The sequence below is a fragment of the Geobacter metallireducens GS-15 genome (genome assembly GCF_000012925.1).
Taxonomy (GTDB): domain Bacteria; phylum Desulfobacterota; class Desulfuromonadia; order Geobacterales; family Geobacteraceae; genus Geobacter; species Geobacter metallireducens.
On record NC_007517.1, the window covers coordinates 550,998 to 573,476 of the forward strand.

General features: G+C 61.6%; 23 protein-coding genes. 6 read left to right on the forward strand and 17 right to left on the reverse strand.

What is annotated here, in order from left to right:
• Nucleotides 1-81: 81 nt before the first annotated feature.
• Complete coding sequence (locus GMET_RS02545) at nucleotides 82-342, reverse strand: hypothetical protein (RefSeq protein ID WP_004512206.1); 261 nt, start codon at nucleotides 340-342, stop codon at nucleotides 82-84.
• A 265-nt stretch (nucleotides 343-607) separates the two neighbouring features.
• On the opposite strand from GMET_RS02545, the gene GMET_RS02550 reads away from it, so the two are divergent.
• From GMET_RS02550 to modC, 4 genes are all read left to right on the forward strand, one after another.
• Nucleotides 608-1,033 (forward strand): TOBE domain-containing protein, encoded by a 426-nt coding sequence (locus GMET_RS02550; RefSeq protein WP_004512207.1) that lies wholly within the window; start codon nucleotides 608-610, stop codon nucleotides 1,031-1,033.
• 250 nt (nucleotides 1,034-1,283) lie between these two features.
• Nucleotides 1,284-2,039 carry a molybdate ABC transporter substrate-binding protein gene (modA, locus tag GMET_RS02555; RefSeq protein ID WP_004512208.1) on the forward strand — a complete coding sequence of 252 codons (756 nt, stop codon included), beginning with the start codon at nucleotides 1,284-1,286 and terminating at the stop codon, nucleotides 2,037-2,039.
• A gap of 7 nt (nucleotides 2,040-2,046) precedes the next feature.
• Nucleotides 2,047-2,730: a molybdate ABC transporter permease subunit gene (modB, locus tag GMET_RS02560; protein WP_004512209.1), complete on the forward strand. Its 684-nt coding sequence runs from the start codon at nucleotides 2,047-2,049 to the stop codon at nucleotides 2,728-2,730.
• A 1-nt stretch (nucleotide 2,731) separates the two neighbouring features.
• Nucleotides 2,732-3,787 (forward strand): molybdenum ABC transporter ATP-binding protein, encoded by a 1,056-nt coding sequence (modC, locus tag GMET_RS02565; protein WP_004512210.1) that lies wholly within the window; start codon nucleotides 2,732-2,734, stop codon nucleotides 3,785-3,787.
• A 9-nt stretch (nucleotides 3,788-3,796) separates the two neighbouring features.
• On the opposite strand, the gene GMET_RS02570 is transcribed toward modC, so the two are convergent.
• The 16 genes from GMET_RS02570 to GMET_RS02645 all read right to left on the reverse strand — a co-directional run bounded on the left by GMET_RS02570 (nucleotide 3,797) and on the right by GMET_RS02645 (nucleotide 19,544).
• Nucleotides 3,797-4,465 (reverse strand): cation transporter, encoded by a 669-nt coding sequence (locus GMET_RS02570; RefSeq protein WP_004512211.1) that lies wholly within the window; start codon nucleotides 4,463-4,465, stop codon nucleotides 3,797-3,799.
• Nucleotides 4,466-4,495: 30 nt separating this feature from the next.
• Nucleotides 4,496-5,182, reverse strand: coding sequence for a cytochrome c biogenesis CcdA family protein (locus tag GMET_RS02575; RefSeq protein ID WP_004512212.1), 687 nt, complete (start codon nucleotides 5,180-5,182; stop codon nucleotides 4,496-4,498).
• Entirely contained in the window at nucleotides 5,179-5,556 is a 378-nt protein-coding gene (locus GMET_RS02580; RefSeq protein ID WP_004512213.1) for a thioredoxin family protein, read from the reverse strand. Before GMET_RS02580 ends, GMET_RS02575 begins: the two co-directional genes overlap by 4 nt.
• Nucleotides 5,556-5,783, reverse strand: coding sequence for a thioredoxin family protein (locus tag GMET_RS02585; RefSeq protein WP_004512214.1), 228 nt, complete (start codon nucleotides 5,781-5,783; stop codon nucleotides 5,556-5,558). Before GMET_RS02585 ends, GMET_RS02580 begins: the two co-directional genes overlap by 1 nt.
• Before the next feature lie 24 nt (nucleotides 5,784-5,807).
• The gene (locus tag GMET_RS02590) at nucleotides 5,808-6,755 is read right to left on the reverse strand and encodes a permease (protein ID WP_004512215.1); all 948 of its coding nucleotides are present in this window, start codon (nucleotides 6,753-6,755) and stop codon (nucleotides 5,808-5,810) included.
• Between the two features lie 14 nt (nucleotides 6,756-6,769).
• Nucleotides 6,770-7,822, reverse strand: coding sequence for an ACR3 family arsenite efflux transporter (arsB, locus tag GMET_RS02595; RefSeq protein ID WP_004512216.1), 1,053 nt, complete (start codon nucleotides 7,820-7,822; stop codon nucleotides 6,770-6,772).
• On the reverse strand, nucleotides 7,815-8,237 hold the full coding sequence (locus GMET_RS02600; RefSeq protein ID WP_004512217.1) for an arsenate reductase ArsC: 423 nt from the start codon (nucleotides 8,235-8,237) through the stop codon (nucleotides 7,815-7,817). The genes arsB and GMET_RS02600 overlap by 8 nt, the downstream gene beginning before the upstream one ends.
• Nucleotides 8,238-8,292: 55 nt before the next feature.
• The gene (locus GMET_RS02605) at nucleotides 8,293-8,634 is read right to left on the reverse strand and encodes an ArsR/SmtB family transcription factor (protein ID WP_004512218.1); all 342 of its coding nucleotides are present in this window, start codon (nucleotides 8,632-8,634) and stop codon (nucleotides 8,293-8,295) included.
• 50 nt (nucleotides 8,635-8,684) lie between these two features.
• On the reverse strand, nucleotides 8,685-9,992 hold the full coding sequence (locus GMET_RS02610; protein WP_004512219.1) for an ABC transporter ATP-binding protein: 1,308 nt from the start codon (nucleotides 9,990-9,992) through the stop codon (nucleotides 8,685-8,687).
• 9 nt (nucleotides 9,993-10,001) lie between these two features.
• Nucleotides 10,002-11,741: an ABC transporter permease gene (locus tag GMET_RS02615; protein ID WP_004512220.1), complete on the reverse strand. Its 1,740-nt coding sequence runs from the start codon at nucleotides 11,739-11,741 to the stop codon at nucleotides 10,002-10,004.
• A gap of 75 nt (nucleotides 11,742-11,816) precedes the next feature.
• A complete protein-coding gene (locus GMET_RS02620) occupies nucleotides 11,817-12,587 on the reverse strand; it encodes a phosphatase PAP2 family protein (RefSeq protein WP_004512221.1) in 771 nt (256 codons plus the stop codon).
• Nucleotides 12,588-12,589: 2 nt separating this feature from the next.
• Nucleotides 12,590-14,491, reverse strand: a complete 1,902-nt coding sequence (locus GMET_RS02625) for an LTA synthase family protein (RefSeq protein ID WP_004512222.1) — start codon at nucleotides 14,489-14,491, stop codon at nucleotides 12,590-12,592.
• 102 nt (nucleotides 14,492-14,593) lie between these two features.
• Nucleotides 14,594-16,027 (reverse strand): heavy metal sensor histidine kinase, encoded by a 1,434-nt coding sequence (locus tag GMET_RS02630; RefSeq protein ID WP_011365675.1) that lies wholly within the window; start codon nucleotides 16,025-16,027, stop codon nucleotides 14,594-14,596.
• Nucleotides 16,008-16,679, reverse strand: a complete 672-nt coding sequence (locus GMET_RS02635) for a heavy metal response regulator transcription factor (RefSeq protein WP_004512224.1) — start codon at nucleotides 16,677-16,679, stop codon at nucleotides 16,008-16,010. Before GMET_RS02635 ends, GMET_RS02630 begins: the two co-directional genes overlap by 20 nt.
• A gap of 133 nt (nucleotides 16,680-16,812) precedes the next feature.
• Nucleotides 16,813-18,447, reverse strand: coding sequence for a methyl-accepting chemotaxis protein (locus tag GMET_RS02640; RefSeq protein WP_004512225.1), 1,635 nt, complete (start codon nucleotides 18,445-18,447; stop codon nucleotides 16,813-16,815).
• 140 nt (nucleotides 18,448-18,587) lie between these two features.
• The gene (locus GMET_RS02645; RefSeq protein WP_004512226.1) at nucleotides 18,588-19,544 is read right to left on the reverse strand and encodes a LysR family transcriptional regulator; all 957 of its coding nucleotides are present in this window, start codon (nucleotides 19,542-19,544) and stop codon (nucleotides 18,588-18,590) included.
• A 259-nt stretch (nucleotides 19,545-19,803) separates the two neighbouring features.
• Between GMET_RS02645 and extH the strand changes: the two genes are divergently transcribed.
• Complete coding sequence (extH, locus tag GMET_RS02650; protein WP_004512227.1) at nucleotides 19,804-21,141, forward strand: selenite/tellurite reduction operon rhodanese-like protein ExtH; 1,338 nt, start codon at nucleotides 19,804-19,806, stop codon at nucleotides 21,139-21,141.
• 71 nt (nucleotides 21,142-21,212) lie between these two features.
• Nucleotides 21,213-22,460: a selenite/tellurite reduction operon porin ExtI gene (gene extI, locus GMET_RS02655; protein ID WP_004512228.1), complete on the forward strand. Its 1,248-nt coding sequence runs from the start codon at nucleotides 21,213-21,215 to the stop codon at nucleotides 22,458-22,460.
• Nucleotides 22,461-22,479 lie beyond the last annotated feature (19 nt).

Below are 22,479 nucleotides of genomic sequence, written 5' to 3' on the forward strand. Positions count from 1 at the left end.
GGGGCCGAATAAGGCGTCCGGGTGGATAGGGCGCGCCCCCTTCCCGGCAGGAGACGAGGGGGCGCTGCGCCCTGGTTCTCGCTATGCTGCGCTCTTTCCGGGAGCGACGGCTGTCTCTTCGGGCCGTCGCACCTCTTCCTCCTCGATGATGGAGGCAAAACGGATGATCCCCGGGATCAGCTTGAGCGTGATGATGAGCGAGGCGAATCCGAGGAGGCCGCCGGCGAGAAGGCCGTACTCCCCGGTTTCGGGCGCGGCAACCGGCAGGGCGTAGGATGCCACACTCAGGATGACGAGAAGGACGATCAGCAGAACGGCAAAACCAAATCCAAGAGTTTTCATGACTGCCTCCTTTTCGCTGCCGGGTTTTTGTTGGTCAGGGCTAATCATAGCACCCCGAATAGCGTATACAATATGCCTATTTTTTCCATACGCCACTTTTTCCGGGGAGGTAACTGCCTGTTTATTGGGTAGCTGTTTTGCAAGCGAACGAGGTGGCCCGGCCAAGGGGGAGCTTGCTTTACATGCCGGGTTTCGGCGCTATTCTTGGTAGGTGGGAGGTGGTTCCCGGTGATAGCCGCCTCAACTAAATACAGGGAGGTTAGCCATGAAACTGAGTGCACGAAATGTACTTCTCGGAACGGTCAGCGGTATTACCAAGGGGGCGGTGAACGCCGAGGTTTCCCTGACCCTCAAGGCAGGAACCCCGGTTATCGCGGTCGTCACCAATGCCAGCGTCGATAACCTGGGGCTCGCCGTGGGCAAGGAGGCCCATGTCATCGTCAAGGCCAGCTCGATCATCATCGGCACCGACCTCCACGACGCCAAGGTGAGCGCCCGCAACATCATCTGCGGCACGGTAGTGAAGGTGATCGAAGGACCGGTCAGCGCCGAGGTGGACGTGGAGATTGGCGGCGGCAATACCCTCAGCGCGGTCATCACCCATGAAAGCGCCAGAAACCTCGGCATCAAGGAGGGGGGGCATGCATGCGCCCTTTTCAAGGCTTCGAGCGTTATCCTTGGGGTCAGCTGACACCCCGCGGGGGAAACGCGCCCGGCCCGTGCCTGAAAAGTGGGCGTTTCCCCCTTGTTTGCCCGTCGTTGTGTCACTGGTGCGATGACGATTCCGCTCCTTGAGGATCAATTTTGCGGTACCTGTCCGGAATGACTTTTGGTATGCTGCGCAATGCCGGTCGGCATCACTCTTGCGAGGGGAGGGTGCGCAGCCGGACTCCGGAGTCGGTTCCCCTGTTCCGGGAAAAAAGGTCCCCGAGGAGAATGCTATGAAGAACATGATCATGAATGCCATCACCCTTGCTTTCTGCTGTATCCTGTTTGCGGCACCGGCTGCGTTAGCCGGCGAGTTGAACCTCTCGGCGGCGGCAAGTCTTAAGGATGCCATCAACGAGCTTTCCGCTGTGTTCGTGCAAAAGCATCCCGAGGTGAAGATCGCGAGGAATTACGGCGGATCCGGCGTCCTGGCCAAGCAGATCGAGCAGGGTGCACCGGCTGACCTCTTCATCTCCGCCAACCCGGAGTGGTTGGACTACCTCAGGGAGCGGAAACTTGTGGAGTCCGCCACCATCGGCACTTTCGCCTACAACACACTGGTCTTTGCCGGTGCGGCGAAGCAGCAGGCGGCGGGGATGAACGATCTGCCGAAGCTGCGGAAGATCGCCGTCGGGAGCCCCCGGAGCGTGCCGGCGGGCGAGTACGCCCTGGAGGCCATGCGGAAGGCGGGCATCGAGAAGGAGCTGGCCGGAAAGCTCGTTATGGCCAAGGATGTGCGGGAGGCCATGAAGTACGCCGAACTGGGAGAGGTTGACGGCGCCTTCGTCTATCGGACCGATGCGCTGCTGCTCGGGAAGCAGGCGAAGATACTCTTTGTTGTTCCCGAGGGGCTCCACGGCCGGGTTACCTACCCCCTGGCCCTCACCGTGGCCGGAGCGAAGAAGAAGGAAGCCCGTGGGTTTCTCCGCTTCCTCCGGTCGGTGGAGGCGAAAAGAATTCTTGTCAGGTATGGCTTTGCGGTGAAATAATCCGCCCATGTTTTCCTTAACCTCCGCAGACATCGATGCCATCCGGCTCTCGGCCAAAGTCGCCCTTGCGGCGACAGTCGTGTCGCTCCCCTTCGGCATTGCCGTCGCCTACGTGATGAGCTACTGCTCCTTCCGGGGAAAGACCTTCGTGGAGGTGCTCCTCAATCTCCCCCTGACGCTCCCGCCGGTGGTGATCGGCTATCTGCTCCTCCTCCTGCTCGGGAAGAAGGGGTGGGTCGGGGGGCTGCTCGATGCCGCGGGAATACGGATCATCTTCACCTGGTACGCCGCGGTCATCGCCTCGGCGGCGGTGGGGTTTCCGCTCCTGGTCCGCTCCATCCGCATCGCCATGGACTCCATCGACGGACGCCTCATCCAGGCGTCGCGCACCCTGGGGGCCCGCTGGAGCGACACCCTCGCCACCGTCATTCTCCCCCTTTCGCTGCGGGGGATCGTGGCCGGCTCGTCCCTCATGTTCGGCCGCAGCCTCGGCGAGTTCGGCGCCACCATCATCGTTGCCGGAAACATTCCCGGCATTACCCAGACCATCCCCCTGGCTGTCTACGACTACGTGAGCGCCCCCGGCGGCGAGGGGGCTGCCCTGGCCCTCTGTCTCGTTTCGGCGGGGCTCTCCCTGCTGGTCCTCTTTTTCCATGAATACCTGGCGCGCCGCATGGCGAGGAGGGACTGAGATGGAATTGCGGGTGAGGGGCGCCAAGACCTTCGGGGCGTTCCATCTGGCGGCTGATTTCACTGTCGAGGGGAACCGCATCGGCATCTTCGGCGAGTCAGGGAGCGGCAAGTCGACCCTGGTGAACATGCTTGCGGGGCTCGAACGCCCCGACAGCGGCGAGATCCTGCTGGACGGGGAGCCCCTCTTCGCCGCCGACCGCCGCATCAACGTGCCGCCGGAGCGGCGACGGGTGGCCCTCGTCTTTCAACATCCCCACCTCTTCCCTCACCTCTCGGTCAGGGGAAACCTCCTCTATGGCTGGAAGCGGTGCGCCATGGCGAACCGCCAGGTGGGGCTCGACGACATCGTCGACGTGCTGAAGATCGGCCGCCTCCTGGACCGGGGAGTGACCAACCTTTCCGGCGGGGAGAAACAGCGGGTAGCCCTTGGCCGGGCGCTCCTCTCCAACCCCCGGCTCCTCCTCATGGACGAGCCCCTGTCGGCCTTGGACGACACCCTCCGCTTCCAGATCATCCCGTACCTGCGGGGGGCCTGCGAAGCCCTCGCCATCCCGTACCTCTTCATTTCCCATTCCCTGGTGGAGATGCGGCTCATGGCCGAGCGGGTCATCGTCTTCAGCCAGGGATGCCAGGTGGCCGACACCACGCCGGACGCCCTGGCCCGCAACCGCATGGGGGACAGCCCCGTGGGGTACATCAATCTCCTGCGGCTCACCGACCCCTGCGACAATGACGGCCTCATCTCCTACGCCTGGGGAGGGACCCGGCTCTTTCTCACCGCCCCACCGGGGGAGGGAGAACTTCTCTTCGAGCTCTCCTCAAAGGACATGATCCTTTGCAAGAAGCACCCCGAGGCCATCAGCGCCCGGAATCTCTTCCACTGCACGGTAATCGGGATTTTCGAGGCGGGGCGGAAAGCGGGGGTGGAGCTCCAGTGCGGCACCGGGCGGCTGGTGGCCGAGGTGGCCGCCGAGGCGGCCCGGGAGCTGGAGCTTACCGTGGGGAGCGAGGTCTTCGCCGCCGTGAAGGCGTCGGCCTTCCGGCGGTTGGGGTAGGGGCGACGGTTACGATTTCTCCGCCGCGCCGCAGGCGCAGGAACAGGAGCACGCCATGCCGTCGGCCTTGTCGAAGGCCTCACGCCCCTCCCGGAAGGAGAGCCAGGCAATGGCCAGGGAGCCGAGGGAATCGAGATACCCGATGCCGGTCAGCTCATAGCCGGCGCTGGCCGCCAGAAGAACCACCGACAGCAGCAGACAGGCCCGGCTGCAGGCGGCGTCGGCCAGGATAGCCGGCGAGTTGAGGGCCTTCCCCACCTTCATCTTGTGGCGGATGAGGAGCCACATGAACGAGATGGATACCAGCGACACCACGATCCCCCAGACGGTGGTCTCCGGGCGGTGGCCGCCATAGATGCTGAGACCCGCCGTCACCACGAGCCCCGCCGCAAGCAGGTAAAAGGCTCCCCCCGTGATCCGCAGTGCCCGCCGTTCGAAGGAGTCCCGCTTCTCCTCCTCCCCCCGCCGGAGCCGCCGCACCATGTGCCAGATCCCCACCCCCGAGATCACCTCCACGAAGGAGTCGAGCCCGAAGCCGAAAAGGGAGAGGGTCTCGTCCGCCGCGCCGAACCAGACCGACACAATCCCTTCAATGATATTGTAGCTGATGGTAATGAGGGCCAGGATGGCCGCCTTTCGATAGAGTTCCTGAAGCCGAAGAAATTTGTCGCAGAGCATACTAGATAGGTCTCCTTTGAGTATTAAGGCTCAGAATGCCCGCCAGATGAACCAGGCCCCGGCCAGTGCGATGATGAAACCGCTCACCCGTTTTCCCCAGAGGGAGATGTCGGCTACCCCCCGTGAGGCGGCGAAGGCCTCCACGAAGCCGGTGAAGGTGCCGGCGGCAAGCATGAGGAGGCAATGGCCGAGGGCGTAGGTGAAGAGGAGGAACGTCCCGTCCAGGATATTCCCCTTCAGGGCTGCGAAGGAGAGGATCACGACCAAGACCGGCGTGGCGCAGGGGGATGAGGCGACCCCGAAGAAGAGGCCGAGGAGGAGCGCACCCACGAGGCCGCCCCGTTTCGGCCTGAATTGCGGCAGCGCCGGCAGGTTCAGGTCATAGAGCCCCAGCATCTGGAGCCCCATGGCCACCGCCACGGCGCCCACGGCCACGTACCACCATCCCCCCACGGTGCCGAACATGGTCCCCAGGAGCGCCGCGGCAGCGCCGAAGATGGTGAAGGTAAGCGACAGACCGATGATGAAGGAGAGGGAGTAGAGAAAGGCCTTCTTCCGGCTTTCTCCCGCATGCCCCCCCACGAATCCCACCACCAGCGGAATGGTGGCCAGGACGCAGGGGGAGGCAGACGAGAGGACTCCTCCCATAAAGACCGCGCCGAAGGCCAGAAGCGGCTGCGTCGCGACAATCTGCTCGATATTGTCGAGGAGGCTCATCGCACGCCCAGGGCATTCAGTTCCTTGACGATATCAGCCTTGTCCATGAAGCCCATGTGCCGCTTCACTTCCTTCCCACGGGCGTCGAAAAATATCTGGGTCGGGATCATCTGCACCCGGAACCGCTTCGGCGCGGCTTGGTTTTCATTGACGTCGATGAATAGAACAGTTGCTTTTCCCCTATATTCTGTCGCTAGAGATTCGAGGATCGGAGCCATTTTCTTGCAGGGTATGCAGTATCTGGCCCCCAGGTCGATGACCGCTGGCTTGCCCGAGGCAAGGGCTTTGTTGATAGCGTCATCGGTGGCCGAAGGAAGCTCCGCCCGCGCAACAGTTGCAGTGAGGAGCAGGAAAAGGAGAGTGAGAAAACGCATCACAGCATCCCCCTGATCTCGTCCGGCGAGGCCACTTTGCCGGAGAATTTGACTACCCCGTCGACCACCAGCGCGGGAGTGCGCATCACCCCGTACTTCATGATCTTCTGGATTTCTTCGACTTTGATGACCTCAGCCTCCTTGCCGCTCATCTCCACGGCCTTCTTCGCGTTCTCGTAGAGGGTTTTGCATTTGGCGCAGCCAGTGCCGAGCACTTCGATCTTCATTGGCGTTTCTCCTTTCGTTGTGGATTAAAGAATCGCGTTGAACAGATATCCCACAATGACGATGGCCACGGCAACGGTGCCGAAAAAAACCGCCAGGAGCCGGTTCTTGAGGACGTTTTTCAGAATGATGGCCTCGGGGAGCGACAGGGCCGTCACCGCCATCATGAAGGCGAGCACTGTTCCCATGGCCATCCCCTTGGCGGTCAGGGCCTGAACGATGGGGATCACCCCGGCGGCGTTGCTGTAGAGCGGTACCCCGAGGGCCACGGCCACCGGCACCGCAAAGGGATTGTCCCTGCCGGCCCAGCGGGCCAGAAAATCCTGAGGGACGTAGCCGTGGATGAAACCGCCGATGCCGATGCCGACGACCACGTAAGGCCAGATTTTCTTTAGGAGTCCGATGGTGTATTCACGGGCATAGTCAAACCGTTCGGACCAGCTCTGTTCGGTAATCTCGGCATTTCCCACCTGCATCTCCCACACGTAATCCTGAACGTGCTTCTCCATCTTCAGCCGCCCGATGACGATACCGGCCACGATGGCCACCAGAAGCCCCATGCCGATATAGAGCAGCGCGATTTTCCACCCGAACATCCCCCAGAGCATGATGAGGGCCACCTCGTTCACCATGGGCGAGGAGACAAGGAACGAGAAGGTGACCCCGAGGGGAACCCCTGACTCCACGAAGCCGATGAAGAGCGGCACGGCCGAACAGGAGCAGAAGGGGGTCACGATTCCCAGGAGCGCTGCCATGACGTTCCCCACGTATTCCCGCTCGTGGGAGAGGATGCGCTTGGTCCGCTCCGGCGGAAACCACGAGCGGATGATGGCGACGACGAAGATGATGACTGCGAGGAGGAAGAAAATCTTGAGGGTGTCGTAGATGAAGAAATCGAGGGCCTCCCCCAGATGGCTCACCGGGGAGAGGCCGAAGAGATCGAATACTAGATAGTCGGCGAAGGGTTTGAACACGCGAATCTCTCCCCTCAGGCAGTGGTGGCGAACCAGCGGCGCCGGAACCAGAACGCCACGTTCACCAGCCCGATCATAACCGGTACCTCAACAAGGGGGCCGATGACCGCCGCGAAGGCCGCTCCCGAGTTGAGCCCGAAGACCGCCACCGCCACGGCGATGGCCAGTTCGAAGTTGTTGCTGGCCGCCGTGAAGGCCAACGTGGTGGTTTTTGTGTAGTCGGCGCCAAGCCGTTTCCCCATCCAGAAAGAAATTAGGAACATGACGATGAAGTAGATGAGGAGCGGGATGGCGATCCGCACCACGTCCAGCGGCAACTGAACGATGAGGTTACCCTTGAGGCTGAACATCACCACGATGGTGAAGAGGAGCGCCACGAGGGTGATGGGGCCGATGCGTGGCACCACCTCCCGGTGGTAGCGTTCCTTCCCCATGAGCTTCACGCCGACGAGGCGCGTCAGTGCCCCGGCGATGCAGGGGATTCCCAGGTAGATGAAGACGCTCTCGGCGATCTGGCGGATGCTCACTTCCACCACGCTCCCCGAAAGGCCGAAGAGGGGCGGGAGCACCGTAATGAAGAACCAGGCGTAGACGCTGTAGAAAAGGACCTGGAAGATGCTGTTGAAAGCCACAAGCCCGGCGGCGTACTCGGTGTTCCCCTTGGCCAGCTCGTTCCAGACGATGACCATGGCGATGCAGCGGGCCAGGCCGATCATGATGAGCCCCACCATGTACTCAGGCTTGTCGGGGAGGAAGGCAATGGCCAGGACGAACATGAGCGCCGGCCCGATGAGCCAGTTCTGGGCGAGGGAGAGGCCGAGGATTTTCTTGTTCCTGAAGACTTCGGGCATCTCCTCGTACTTCACCTTGGCAAAGGGGGGATACATCATGAGGATGAGGCCGGCGGCGATGGGGATGTTCGTTGTCCCCACCTGGAAACGGTTGATGAACTGCTCCACGCCCGGGATGAAGTACCCCAGGCCGACGCCGAGGGCCATGGCGGCGAAGATCCAGAGGGTGAGCCAGCGGTCGAGGAAGGATAGGTTGCGGGATACATGCTCACTCATGGGTTCCTCCGCTCAGGTGGGCAGTCAGCTCCTGTCGCATCTCATCCCGGACCCGACGAAATTCGGCCATGATTTCCCCTTCGGTGCCAGTGGCCCGTGAAGGGTCGTCGAACCCCACGTGCTCACGCCGGACTCCACCGACGAAGTAGGGACATTTTTCGGTGGCATCGCCGCAGAGGGTGATGACCCGGTCAAAGGTCTGCCCGTCGAATTCAGCGAGATTCTTGGAACGCTGATTGGAGATATCGATCCCCAGTTCAGCCATAACCCTGATTGCTCGCGGATTGACGGCGGTTGCCTCCGTGCCGGCGGAGAAGGCCTCCCATTGTCCGCCGAGAAAATGGTTTGCCAGCCCCTCGGCCATCTGGGAGCGGTTGGCGTTGTGGGTGCAGAGGAAGAGGACGCGATGTTTCATAGAAACTCCTGTGAGGTGTGTATCCGGATACGCGGATGAGGCGAAGCAAAAAAAATCAGGCGCAGCGATTCCCCTGGCCAAAGCCGGCGAGGCGTTCGCGGTCGGCAAGGGCAACCGGTTCCGTGGCAAGGTACCGTGCCAGGAAAGCTTGGAGTTCGCCGCGCGCGGGTATGTCTGAGGGGGCAAGGGAGTAGTAGACCCAAACCCCTTCCCTGCGGTCATCCACCCAGCCGGCGTTCTTGAGTTGGGCCAAGTGCCGCGACACCGTGGACTGGGGGAGCTCCAGGGCCGCCATGAGATCGCAGACGCAGAGCTTCTTCTCCGCCAGGAGGAGCGCCAGGATTCGGAGGCGGGTTTCATCGGCAAGGGATTTGAAAAGACGGGCGGCCTGTTTCATGGGGAAAATATATCCGGATAAGCGGATTGAGTCAAGGGCTGATTCGGGACTTACCCTTCCGCCTCGACAGGGTTCTCCAGGCTCAACACCCCGGCGCTCTCGTCGTAGGCGAAGATCTCGGCGTTTCGTCCCCACTCGATGACGACCCGCAAGACCCGCTGGGCTTCGTCCTCGCTCAGGTAGTCCTCCAGTTCCCGGAGAAAGCGCTCTTCCGGCGCGCGGTTGCCAGGGCGCTCGTCGAGTACCCGGCGGATGTGGGCTGCCAGCGACACCCGGCGCACCAGGTGCTCGGCAAAAATCTCCTTCTGCCGGAGGATGTCGGCCTCGGCAAAGCTCCTTCCCGAGGGGGTGAGCTCCACGTCGCCCGCCTCCACCCGGGCGAAGCCGAGGATTTCCAGTGCCTCCAGGAGCGGGAAGAGGTGGTCGACGCTGAGCCCCTGGTCGTCGGCGATTTCGGGGAGGTCGGCCCGCCCCCGGTAGGGCTCCCGGGCCAGGGCGTCGATGAGGCCGGTGAGGCGGGAGACCGAGGCATCGGGGAGACGGTGGCCGATAGGAACACCTTCGGGGCGCGCGGCCCCGCGGGGTTTTTCGGTCATGAGGGCATAGACGTCGTCCACGAGCTTGCGGAAAGCTGGGGCCTCCCGGTCGCGGGGGTGGGGAAGGGGGACCGGCACCTCGGCGACGATTCGGCCGGGGGAGCTCCCGAGGATGACGATCCGGTCGGCCAGGAGGACCGATTCCTCGATGTTGTGGGAGACGAGGATGATGCCACGTGTTGGTATCCGCCGCTCGATCCAGAGTTCGATCAGGTCGGTGCGGAGGGTCTCGGCGGTGAGGACGTCAAGGGCCGAGAAAGGTTCGTCCATGAGGAGGAGATCGGGCTCCACCACCAGGGCTCGGGCAAAGCCGACCCGCTGGCGCATTCCGCCGGAGAGCTCCTTGGGGAAGGCGGATTCGAAGCCGTCGAGGCCGATCAGGTCGATGGCCTCCAGGGCGCGGCGGCGCCTTTCCGCCGCAGGCACCCGGCGGGCCAGGAGGCCCAGTTCCACGTTTTCGAGGACCGTGAGCCAGGGCATGAGGGCGAAGGTCTGGAAGACCATGGCCACCCCTTCCACCGGACCGGTGACCGGATTTCCTCCGTAGCTGACGGTGCCACCGCCGGGGGGGACGAGCCCGGAGATGATCCGCAGGAGGGTCGATTTCCCCGAACCCGAGCGGCCCAGCAGCGCAACGATCTCACCCTCGCCGACGGTGAGGGCTACGCCATCGAGGACGAGGTGCTCATCACCCTCGGTCTTGCGGTACGATTTCCTGATGTTGTCGAGCCGGAGCAGTTCGGCGGACGCTGAAGTTGTCATGGGCGGTTCCTAGTCAAGGCGATACCTGGTCTGGGCCAGGAGGTAGAGCCTGCGCCAGAAGAGGCGGTTCAGGCAGACAACGAAGATGCTCATTACCGCGATGCCGAGAACGATGTGGGGGTAGTCCCCCTGCTCGGTCCAGCGGGCAATGGCCGAACCGAGGCCGGTGGCGGTGAGGGTGGTGGGGCCCCAGCTCACCATCTCGGCAACGATGCTCGCGTTCCAGGTTCCTCCCGAGGCGGTCACGAGCCCCGTCACCAGGGAGGGGAAGATGCCGGGGAGGAGCAGCCGCCGCCAGAGCTCCCACCCCGAGAGCCCCAGGTTGGTCGCCGCTTCGCGCAGGTCGTTGGGGATGGCGGAGGCCCCGGCGATGACGTTGAAGAGGATGTACCACTGGGTGCCGAGGATCATGAGGGGGGCGGTCCAGATTTCAGGATTGAGCCGGAAACGGACGATGAGGACCACCACTACCGGGAAGAAGAGGTTTGCGGGGAACGCGGCCAGGAACTGGGCCACCGGCTGAACGCGAGTCGCCCACCGGGGATTGAGCCCTATCCTGACCCCCACAGGGATCCAGAGAAGCGAGGCCAGGGCGAGGAGGACCGTCACCCGCGCCAGGGTAGCCAGACCCAGCCCGAAGACGGAGAGCACCTCGCGGAGGGGGATGACGCTCACGAAGGTTGCCAGTTTCCAGAGGCCGTAGAGCGCTGCCAGGGCAAAGATTGCGTTCCAGGCGCGATCGATGGTCCGCTGTACTTCCGGCCGGATGGGGTACCTCGACCGGCGCGGGAGGCGGCGTCTCCGGGGAAAACGCTCTGCCAGCCGTGCCGGTAGCGCGCCAATCAGACGAAGGAGCCGGCCCATGAGCCGCGTCCGGGTGAAGATGGTGAGAAGCCACGATTCCGGAGGAGCGCCCGATTCAGTGAGCTCCACCCGGAATTTTTCGGCCCATGCCACGAGGGGGCGGAAGAAGAGCTGGTCGTAGAGGAAGATGACCAGGGCCATGGTCGCCAGGGCCCATCCTATGGCGCCCAGGTCCTGCCGGTGGATGGCGAGCGCCATGTAGGAGCCGATGCCGGGGAGGGTCACGGAGGTCTTCCCCACGGTGATCGCCTCGGAGGCCACCACGAAAAACCACCCCCCCGAGACCGACATCATAATGTTCCAGATGAGGGGGGGGACGCCGAAGGGAGCCTCTACCCGCCAGAACCGCTTCCAGGGGGAGAGGCCGAAGATGGTGGCCGCTTCTCCCAGGTCCTTGGGGACGGTTTTCATGGACTGGTAAAAACTGAAGGCCATGTTCCATGCCTGGGAGGTAAAAATGGCAAAGATGGAAGCGGCCTCGACCCCCAGGAGGCTCCCCGGGAACAGGGAGATGAAGCCGGTTACGGTCACGGAGAGGAAGCCGAGGATCGGCACCGACTGGAGGATGTCGAGAGCCGGCACGAGGATCGGGCCGAGCCGGCGGCTCTTGGCCGCCAGGGTTGCGTAGGTGAGGGTGAAGGCGAGGGAGAGGCCGAGGGCCGCCCCCATCCTGATTACGGTCCGCAGCGCGTAGTAGGGGAGGTGCCACGGATCGGGGGAGAGGGAGGGGACCGTCTTCCCCGGCACATAGGGGAGGGCCATTTCCCGGCTTCCCCAGGCGAGGAGCGCGATGATGCCCATGACAAGAAAGAATGCCGCCAGATCCCAGGCATTGGGCGTCGTGAGCTTTCCGCGGAAGTTGTCGTCGGTGGTGTGGGGCTGCACGGGTTACCTTTCCTTGTCACGGGGAGGATTTCCTTATCAGGTGTTGGATGCTGCAGAGTGGTGAATGTCGTGTCGTTATGCCGTCTCTCCCGTGTGAGTGGCGGGAGCAAACCGTGATCCATCGGCGGCCCCACCGCTTTCCGATGGGGCGAGGTGGGGCCTGAAAATCCAGTAGAGCCCCAGGGCCGAGAACCAGCAGATGGCCGCGGACCAGACCATGTGCGAGAAAAAGTGGGCTCCCCGTGCCATCTGGGCGTAGCCGTAAATGGTGCCGAGTGCGAATCCCGTTGCGAGGCCTGCCCGGGCGATCTTGGCGCGGCGATCCCGCAGGGCGAAGTATATGGCCATGAGGGAAAAACCTCCGGCGGCGTGTACCGCCGGAAAGCAATGCCCGTTGTTGGCGCCGGGGGGATTTCCCTCGAAGAGCCGGGTGTAGGGGACCGGCCCGCCGTAGCGTTCCACGGACCAGGGACAGTGGCGGCCGGATAAACCCCTGCCGACGGCAACGAGGCAAATGCCGATGCCTATGGCCATGGCCAGGTAGAGGGCGGCCCACCGGAAGGGGCGCAACCGGACAACCTGGAACGACAGGACCCAGGCGATGAAGGAAAGCGATGTGACCGCGGCGATCAGGTCACGCCCCCGCTCGTGGATGAGCCATTGGGCCCACCACGAGTACCGGGCCGGCCAGGTGCCGGCAGTGAAATCGTAGAAGCGGTCAGCCAGGACCAGGTCCACGTGGGTAATCTCGCAGGCCGTGGCCGCGAAAACGAAGAGGAGAAGCGGCACGATCCCGTGACTGAGCCAGAAGGGAGCATCAAGGGGCGCGGTCGTACGTGTCTTCATGGTCAGGGGAGCCTGTTGAGCCGATTCTTGTAAATATAGTTCGCCCCCTGGTACCAGGCAAGGGCTTTTTGGAGGGACTGTTCATCCATGGGGAGCGGCTGGGTGTCGCCGCTGCGGCGGTCGAACCGGGCCAGGGTTGCCCCTTTCTGGGGGCTGAGGATCAGGAGCCGGTCACCCTCGATGTAGCCCAGCTTCTGGTAGGTGGAGATGAAGGCCCGTTCGGGCTGCGTGTCGGCCTTGAGGATGTCGCGCCCCAGGAAGTCGGTGGTGTAGCTCATGTTGAGGAGTCCGAGCACCGTGGGGGCCACGTCGATCTGGCCCATCATCCGATCCACCTTTCCCGGCGTCACGTTGTGGGGGGAGTAGACAAGGAGCGGGATCTCGTACTTCTTCACCGGCAGTTCGGTCTTGCCGGCGCTGCCGGCGCAGTGGTCGGCAATGAAGACGAAGACGGTATCCTTGAACCAAGGCTCCTTCCGGGCTTCTTCGATGAACTTCCCGATGGCGTAGTCGGCGTATTTCACCCCTCCGTCACGGCCGGTCTTGGAGGGAATGTCGATTTTCCCGTCCGGATAGGTGAAGGGACGGTGGTTGGAGGTGGTCATAAGCATGTTGAAGAAAGGGCGCCCCGCCTCAAATGACTTCCGCGACTCCTTGATGGTCTTGCGGTAGAGGTCTTCGTCGCAGACTCCCCAGACGTTGGCGAAGGTTATCTCGTCCTTGGCAAAGCTGTTGCGGTCGACAATGTCGAAGCCGTTGCCGGAGAAAAAGGCGTTCATGTTGTCAAAGTAGCCATATCCCGCGTAGATGTAGCGGGTGTCGTACCCCTTCTCCTTCATGATTTCACCCCAGGACCGAAAGCCGCCGTTATTGGGGCGCTTCACGATGGAGGTGCCCGGAAGCGGCGGTATCGAGAGGTTGAGGGCCTCCAGCCCCCGGACCGTCCTGGTGCCGCTGGCGTAGAGGTGGGTGAAGAGCAGGGAATCCCTGGAGAGACGGTCGATGTTCGGCGAGAGTCCCTTGGTGTTGCCGAATATTCCGAGGTACTCGGCACTCAGGCTCTCCTCCACCACCACGATGACGTTGAGCCGCTTTTCCTCTCCTTCGCCGGTGATCTGCCGGGTCATGCGGGGCGCCGGGGTGGTGAAGTGGTTGTTGCGCTCCTCCACCAAGCCGCGGAGCCGGGCCAGTACCTGCCGGTCGTCCCGGGTCACGTAGAACTGTCTGAAGTCGAGCTCGTTGTTGCGGAAGGCCGCGAAGAGGCCATAGAGGCCGTTGCCGGCCAGTTCGTTGGCGTAGCTGTTGGCGGAGATCTCCGTGCCGGAAATGTTCACGAGGAGAAGGGCTGCCAGGGGGGCGGCAAGGAGCGTGGCGCCCAGACGACGGTGGCGGCCGGCAAAGGTCGTGGCGGCGGCCCGGTCGATGGCGGAGCGGAGCAGGAATACCGCAACCAGGGAAATAGCAAAGATTCCGCCGAGAATCGGCGCCAGGGGGTACGACTCGCGGATGTTGCCGATGACCTCATGGGTGTAGATCAGGTAATCCACGGCAATGAAGTTGAAGCGGGTCGAGAACTCCTCGAAGAAGAAGTACTCGGCCACGGCGCCGAAGATGAGGGCGTAGAGGATGATGAAGATGGCGGTGCGGACCACCCAGCGGTGCCCGCTGCTTCCCGCGAGCCGCCGGGGGGCGAGGATCAGGTAGAGGGCCGCCGGGATGAGGAGATAGGCGAGGGCCGCCGCGTCGAAAATGAACCCTGTTCCGTAGGCCTTTGCCACCAGGGGGAGGGTGAGCCCGGACCCCTTGGGGACCATGGTGAGGAGAACGGTACGGGTTATGATGGAGATGGCGAGAAAGATGAGTGAGAAGAGGGTGATGATGCCAAAGGTACGGCGCTTGGTCATGGGGGCTCCGCTGACAGGAGATAGCACTTCAGCGGAAAATTTTACCAGAGACAACCTGACCGGACCATGACGGGAAGATGACAATTTCGTCATCTTCAAAAGTTACAATGGTGACGGAGCTGCGGGAAAGTGGAGCGTCACGGCGGTTCCCCGCCCCGGTTCGCTGGAGACCGAAACGCTTCCCCCGTGGAGGTCCATGATGGAGCGGACGATGGCGAGGCCGAGGCCGGTCCCCTGGGCATTGAGGGCGCGGGCCTCGCTGCTGCGGTAGAAGCGGTCGAAGACCCGGAGGAGATCGTCCGGCGCGATGCCGATGCCGGTGTCGGTAACGGTGAGATGGGCGGCGCCGTCGTTGTCCCGGGTGAAGGAGACGGTGATCGCCCCTCCCGTGGGGGTGTAGCGGATGGCGTTGGAGAGCAGGTTGCCGACGGCCCGCTGGAAGAGGAGCGGGTCAGCATGTATCTCACCCCGGCCGGAGCAGGAAATGGTTATCTCCTTCTCTTCCGCCAGGGTGCCGTAGAAGTCCAGGAGCAGTTCCAGTTCGCCGCGCATGTCCAGGGGGATCGGCTCGATCCGTTGCTCGGCCCTGGCCAGGAAGAGGATGTTGTCGATCAGGCGCGAGAGGCGCTCGTACTCCTCAAGGCTCGACTCGATGACCCGCCGGTACTCTTCGGCGGAGCGGGCCCGGGAGATAGCCACCTCGGCCTCGCCCCGAAGGATGTTGATGGGGGTGCGGATTTCGTGGGCCAGGTTGGCGGAGGATGCTTCGAGCCGGTCGAAAGACGTTTCAAGGCGGTCGAGCATGCCGTCGAAGGCGGCGGCGAAACGGGCCAGTTCCCGGGGCCATACCCGGGCACCGAGGCGTTCATCAAGGGTCGTCACATCGATGCGTCCGGCCGCACCGGTAATCTCTGCCAGGGGGCGGAGGCCCCGGCGCACCACCACGGCACTGAGAGCGGCCGAAAGGCAAATGCCGGCCAGAAACACAAAAGCCATCTTCTGCTTGTATCCCTGAAGGATATCCTCGTCGTCGGTCACGTCGAGGGCCACCTGGATAAAGCGGGATGAAAGCCCCTTCTCCGACATTCCCCAGGCGGAGTTCAGCAGATAGATCCGCCCGTCTTGCACGTGGAGCTTTTTGCCTTGGCCGATGGCGCGGGAATCCCGGGCTGGCGGGGGGAACTGGCGGGCAGGAACAATGCGGTCCATTCCCCGTGTCTCCATGACCACATTTCCCTGCCGCCCCATGATTCGAACCAGGTAACGGGTGTCCTGCCGCAGGGCCCCTTCCCAGTTGACTTCCTGATCAAGGTGGGCGGAGTCGTCGGGGTAGCGGGCAATGATCGCCTCGATCACCCGTATTTTCTCGATGATGAAGTTGTTGTCCTCGAACTCCAGGTCGCTTGCCAGGGCGAGAAACTGGAAGACGATGACAAAGAGGAGAACACACGTGGTGGCCAGGGTGGAGAGGATGGTGAGCCGTGCGGTGAGGGAGAGAGCCCCCGGGTGGGTCACTTCACGCTCCGTCGAGGACATAGCCTGCTCCGCGGACGGTACTTATCAGCTTTCGCTCGAAGGGGTCGTCGACCTTGCGCCGCAGGCGGCGGATTGCCACGTCGACGATATTGGTGTCGCTGTCGAAGTTTATGCCCCAGACCTGGTCGGCGATGAGGGCTCGGGAGAGGACCTCCCCCTTGCGGCGGAGCAGGAGCGACAGGAGGAGAAACTCCTTGGTGGTGAGGTCGAGGGGGGTCCCTCCCCGCCAGGCCTTGTGGCCCACCAGGTCCATTTCCAGATCGTCGACCCGCAGGCGTTCCGGCTGCCGTGCCGGTCCCCGGCGGAGGATGTTGCGGGCCCGGGCCAGCAGTTCCGAAAAGGCGAAGGGTTTCACCAGGTAGTCGTCGGCCCCCAGCTCCAGCCCTCGCACCCGGTCCTGGACCGCGTCCCGGGCCGACAGGTAGATGACCGGCACCTCGCTCCCCCCGCGCCGCAGCTCTTCCAGCACCGACCAGCCATCCCGGCCGGGGAGCATGATGTCGAGGATGACGAGGTCGTAGGCCTCGGTACGGGCCAGGTGGAGACCATCCTCGCCGTTTTGGGCCGTGTCCGCCGAAAAGCCGTTCTCAGTGAATCCTTTCTGAAGATACGCGGCGGCCTTTTTCTCGTCTTCTATGATCAGGATGCGCATGGAAACTCCGGAGCCCAAGGGTAACGCTGAGAATTGTAGCGCGGCCCCCCTCGGGACTGCAACCCTTTCCCTTGGGGAGAAAATGAAAAAGGCCGCCCGAAGGCGGCCTCCCATAATCGGTAGCCGGCGATTTTCACGATGCCAGGTGGAACTGGCCGATGAGATGCTGAAGCTCGGAGGAGAGATCGGAAAGCTGTCTGGCAGCGGCTGCGGTTTCCTGGGCTCCCCGGGCCGTACCCTGAACCACATCGGTAATCTGTTGGATGTTGCCGCTGATTTCGGTTGTGGTGGCGGTCTGCTGCTCGGCGGCCGTGGCAATCTGGTTGACCTGCATAGTGACGGCCTCTACCGTATCGAGGATTTCTACAAGCGCCTTGCCGGACTGCGCCGCTTCGGCAGTGCCGAGCTCAACCTCCTTCACCCCTTGCTCCATGAATGAGACGGCATCCCTTGTCTCCTGTTGAATGGCTTTTATCATCGCGCCGATTTCCTTGGTCGCCTTGGTGGTCCGCTCTGCCAGTGCCCGGACCTCGTCGGCCACTACGGCGAAACCGCGGCCCTGCTCGCCGGCTCGGGCGGCCTCGATGGCGGCGTTCAGCGCCAGGAGATTCGTCTGGTCTGCGATATCCTCGATGGTGCCGATAATCTCACCAATCTGGTCGCTTCGGGTGCCGAGGTTTTCCACCGTCTTTGCCGTTTCCTTTACCCGTTCGGCAATGTGGTGCATCTCCCCGACAGTCTGCTTGATCACTTCAGATCCTTTGCCCGCCGTTTCGCTTGCCCGGCGTGCTTCGTCGGCTGCGGCCGAACAACTGGCGGCAATTTCCGTCGATGTGGCCGCCATCTCCTCGCTGGCTGTGGCCACAGTGCCGGTCTGGGCGGCAACTTCCTCCGCCCCCGTTGCCATTTGCTCGGCATTGGCAGTTAACTGACCGGCTGCTGCCGCCACCTGTGCCGCGTTATCGGCAACGCCGGTAATGAGGCTGTTGAGACGGTCGGACATGGTGTTGACTGCTTCGGCTAGCTGACCGGTTTCGTCTTTCTGTTTCATCTCAAGATGGTGGGCTAGATCCCCCTGGGCGATGGCCTGGGCGAATTCGACCACTTTCCGAAGGGGGACGGTGAACTGGCGCGCCATGAACAGGCCGAAAACGACAGCAGCGACCATGCCGGCAACGGCGAGTATTCCCATCTGTATGGTGGCACTGTGGGCCGTGGCACTATTCAGTCCGTTGCGGCGTTCCGCCAGTGCGATTTTCATGTCGAATATCTTTTTTATTGCATCGTCGATCTTGCGCTCATAGGCAAGCCCCTCGCTCCGCATGACATCCAGGGCAGTTTCGCGATCGCCGGCAAGGGCTGCCGCGATGATTTCATCGCGCACCGGGCCGTACTCTTTGATGAGGGTGCGGAGCGTGGCGAACTGTTTTTTCCCCTCTTCGGTTTCAAGTGTCGCATCCACCTCCGTCAACTGTTTGTCGATATCCTGGTAAAGCTTCGCGATGGCATTGGCGTTGGCCTGGGCACGCTGGGTACTGTCGTCGAGTATCATTCCGCGCACGTTCACCCGTGCTTTCTGAAAAGCGATGCCCACCTGTCCGAACACCCCGAGGGGTTTAGTGTTGTAGGTGAACATCTCATCGGCTTCATTCGCCAGCGTATTGACTTTCGAGGTCCCGATGAAGCCGACAATGCCGGCGATGAAGGCAACCAGAACAAAACTCGATACCAGTTTAACGCTGAGACGGGCATCCTTTAACAGATTCATGACGAACGCTCCTTGCCGTGAAGTTGTTGAGAATGGCGGTCCGCCCGTAAGGCCGGCCGCGGTACAGAACTCTCTTCATCCTGTTTATCGGCAGAAGCAGAAGATGACTTTAGAATTTTCCTGAAAAAAATTTTATCTAGCTAGAGGGATTCGGGAAACCCTTCAGGCGGGAATGGAGCTTCTGTGTGAAAGATTGATGGGCACGGCATGCCAAAGGCAATGTAAATGGTGTTGATGAACGACAGGAGAAGGGGGGATGGGGCCCGCCGACCGAGGATGATGGTTCTGGGGTAGAAATGGTCGAAATCGGCAATCCTGTGGGCCATGAGGGTATGGCGACAGAGTTCGTCTACCACTAGACCGATGGGGACAAAGCTGATTCCCTTGCCGGCAAGCACTTCGCGCATGATGAACTGCAAGTCGTCGAAATAGATGATGTTGGCGAACTCGGTGATCGAATGGCCGGTCAATGCCAGGTTTTTGTCCAGGAAGCGCCTGGCGCAACCCTGCTCGTTCTTCAGGTAGAGGCGCTTGTCGAACAGTTGCTCGATGGATGGGGCAGGTGAGTCGATCCCGAGGGACGGAGCGCTTAAAAAAATCATCTCGTCGTCGGGGAGCGGGTAGCCTCTGTGGCCGGCCATGTTCAGGTCATCGCAGTGTTCGATAATGGCCAAGTCGAAGCGCCCGTTTTCGATTCCTTCGAGAGCCTGCTCAGGCATGTTAAAGACGAAATTCAGGTCAGCGGATTCGGCGTTGTCGGCCATGAACGCGGAAACGATGGAAGGGAGTCGTCCGATGCCGAATGCAGGGGTACAGCAGAGGGAAATGCGCTGCTTCGGCTCATTGACATTGAGTTTGTCAACGATTTGGCTTTCCAGATCGACGATCTGCTGGGCCTTGGCGAGCACAAACTGACCGGCCTCGGTGGGCCTGACGGCGTTGCCCGAGCGTATCAGCAGTGGCTTGCCGATGTGATCCTCCAACTGCTTGAGCCGGCGCGAAACCGCGGACTGGGTGACGCAGAGCACTGCGGCGGCCTTGGAAATATTGCCGATGGCCGCAACCTTGAGCAGTGTCTTGAAGAGCGTTATGTCCATTGCCCCCCCCGGTGCTTGTTATGCCTGAAACGCATGGCTGTCATGAAAATTAATCAGAGAAACTATAGCAGTAAAATTGGGTCGAAACAATAAGTTAGAAAATCATGAATTAAATCAGGCGTTTTTAGTTGTGGCTATTTCCGCATGGTTTTGGTGGCATTAGGATTGCTTATGTTAAAGCATCTTATACGAAGATGCATTATTGCTGGCCGGGAATTGGAAGCCCGGTGAACCATCATTACTGAGTGAAGGAGGTAGTATGGCGAAACAGGCATGGAGGAAGGGACGCATCATTCTGAGCGGCATGCTCGGCGTGGTTGCGCTGGCTATGCTGACGTTGTGGGGCTGCGGCGGGGGCGGGGGGAAAAGCTATGACACGCCCAGTCTGAACGGGCCTGCTCCGGTGGCGACGAAGACCGCTACTCCGCTGGTCGACGCGGTGACGCTCAAGGGATGGCTCGATGCCGGGCTGGTAAACAAGGCGGCAGGAAGTGAGCGGGTTGTCATCCTCGAGTTTTCAGGTAGCTACGTAGATACTAGCGTTACGCCGAATGTGACCAAGCTTCGCTACAACGATGGTCACATTCCCGGGGCGATCAGGGTTGATCTGACGGCTGAACTGATGGCAAACCGTGTTGAAGGGCCTGCCGAGTTCGCCCAGATGGTGGCCAGCGGCGCGCAGATGGACGCGCTCATCAAGCGGTGCGGCATCGACGAGAATACAACCATTGTTTTTACGACCTCTGAAGCGGAGATGAACTCCAATACCCTCTGGAATATTACCCGCCCCTATACTACGTTCCGCTACTGGGGCTTCCCAAAAGAGCGTCTGAAGGTGCTTGACGGCGGCAACAAGGCTTGGGTTGCGGCTGCCTATCCCATGACAACGGTTGCTCCGACCATCACCGCTTCCACGTACAATGTGACTCCCCTCAATACCAACAGGGTCAAGGCAAATCTACGCGCATCGCTCTCTGAGATGATTGCGGCGGTGAATGCCGGTACTGGCCTGATCATCGATGGCAGGACCGATGGCGTTCCCGGTTCAACGACCGATCTGGTTGAAAGTTCCAAATATGTGGTCTTCGAAGGGCGGATGACCGGCGGCAGCGGGTACTCACATGTGAACCTTGTTGATGCAACGACTAAAAAATTCAAGGATCCCGCCGTTGTCGCGGCGGATATGACCACCAAAGGGCTCGATCTTACGAAGAATACCATCTATGCCATGTGCCGTGCAGGCAACATCGCGTCGGCCCTGTTCTTCTACTTTGACGGTATTCTCTACAACGACGGATCCAAGAACGTCGTCTGGTACGACGGCTCCTGGGGACAGTGGGGCCTCATGTCGGATAACGCGGCCAAGGGAGGCAAGCTCCCTGTCGGTTCCGCCTGGGCGACCGATTCCCTTACGCTGCCCATCACGTATGATGCCGACCTTGGCCGTACGGTGGTTGACATCACCTACCGCCTTGATCCCACTGTGTCCCATGCCACGGCAACCGCCAACCAGATCGAAGATGCCGACAAGGCCTACCTGAGCCCGGTCACGTCCGGTGGCGGTGGCGCAGGCGGCGGTGGTGGCGGCGGCTGCTAGAAGCGAGTTGTGATATCCCTGACACCCCCGCCCGACGGGGCGGGGGATCTACCATGAAAAGGAGCGAATGCATGATTAATATGCGCAAGATATCCACCATCTCCGGCGTCGCCCTCGGTACGGCACTGCTGGCAGGCACGGCCTTTGCCGGCCCCCGCATTACCTTCGGACCTGAGGACCAGGGCGCCCTCCAGATCGACTACAAGGGGCAGTTCCAGATGACGGTTCGCGACAACGGTTCCGGCGCTGACGGCAACAGCACCACCACCAACTTCAACTTCCGCCGCAACCGTCTCGCCTTCATGGGCAAGTACGGTGACATGGTGAGCCTCTATGTCCAGACCGAGTTCACCGAGGACCCCAATGTCGGCACCCTCGGTGTTTCCGACCAGAGTGCCAACACCGAATTCCAGTTGCTGGACGCAGTTGTGCGGTTCAAACTCAACGATGCCTTCCGGGTCAACGTGGGCAAGTTCAAGTACGGCTTCTCCCGTGAGAACCTCGAGGCGTGCGAGATGCCTCTGACCCTCGACCGCTCTCTCTTTATCCGGGCCCCTTTCGTTTCTACCCGCGATATGGGGGTTGGAATCTGGGGTAACGTCCTGGAAGACAAGATCCAGTACCGTGCCGACGTGATGGAAGGGCGCAAGGCTGGTGATGAAGATGGTAACGGTCACAAATCACCCGACTCCAGCTTCCGTTATACGTTCCGGGGTCATGTGTCGCTGCTGGATCCCGAGTCGGATTATGGCTATAAGGGGACCTACATGGGCAAGAAGCAGGTTCTCACCTTTGGCGCTGCCTACCAGTTCGAGCCCGACGTGGTGTACGGCAACCCCGCAGCCAAATCCGACAAGAAAGATTACCAGGCATGGACCGTTGACGGCTTCTTCGAGTATCCCGTGGAAGCGGTCGGAACCTTCACCCTGTCGGCCGCCTATGCGGACTATGACCTGGACAAATCCTACAATACGGCCATAAACGCTCTGACTGAGCCTGATAAAGACGCAATTGGCCTCAATGGCGAGAAGAACGGCTGGTACATGAAGGCCGGCTACATGCTTCCCAACCTGCCGCTCCAGTTCTTCGGTCGCTATGAGAAGTGGAGTTTCGCCATGCTCAACAATATCTACGATCAGGACGTTACCTGGTACGGCGGCGGGGTTAATTACTACATCTGGGGCCAGAACCTGAAGCTCACGGCTGAAATCAGCCGAACCGATTTCGACAAGGAAGGGGTGGCGAGCGGCATCCAGGGAACTAACCTGAAGACCGAGGACTTCACCACCTTCGTAACACAGCTCCAGCTTCTCTTCTAGGACGGAGCGCAACCCAATT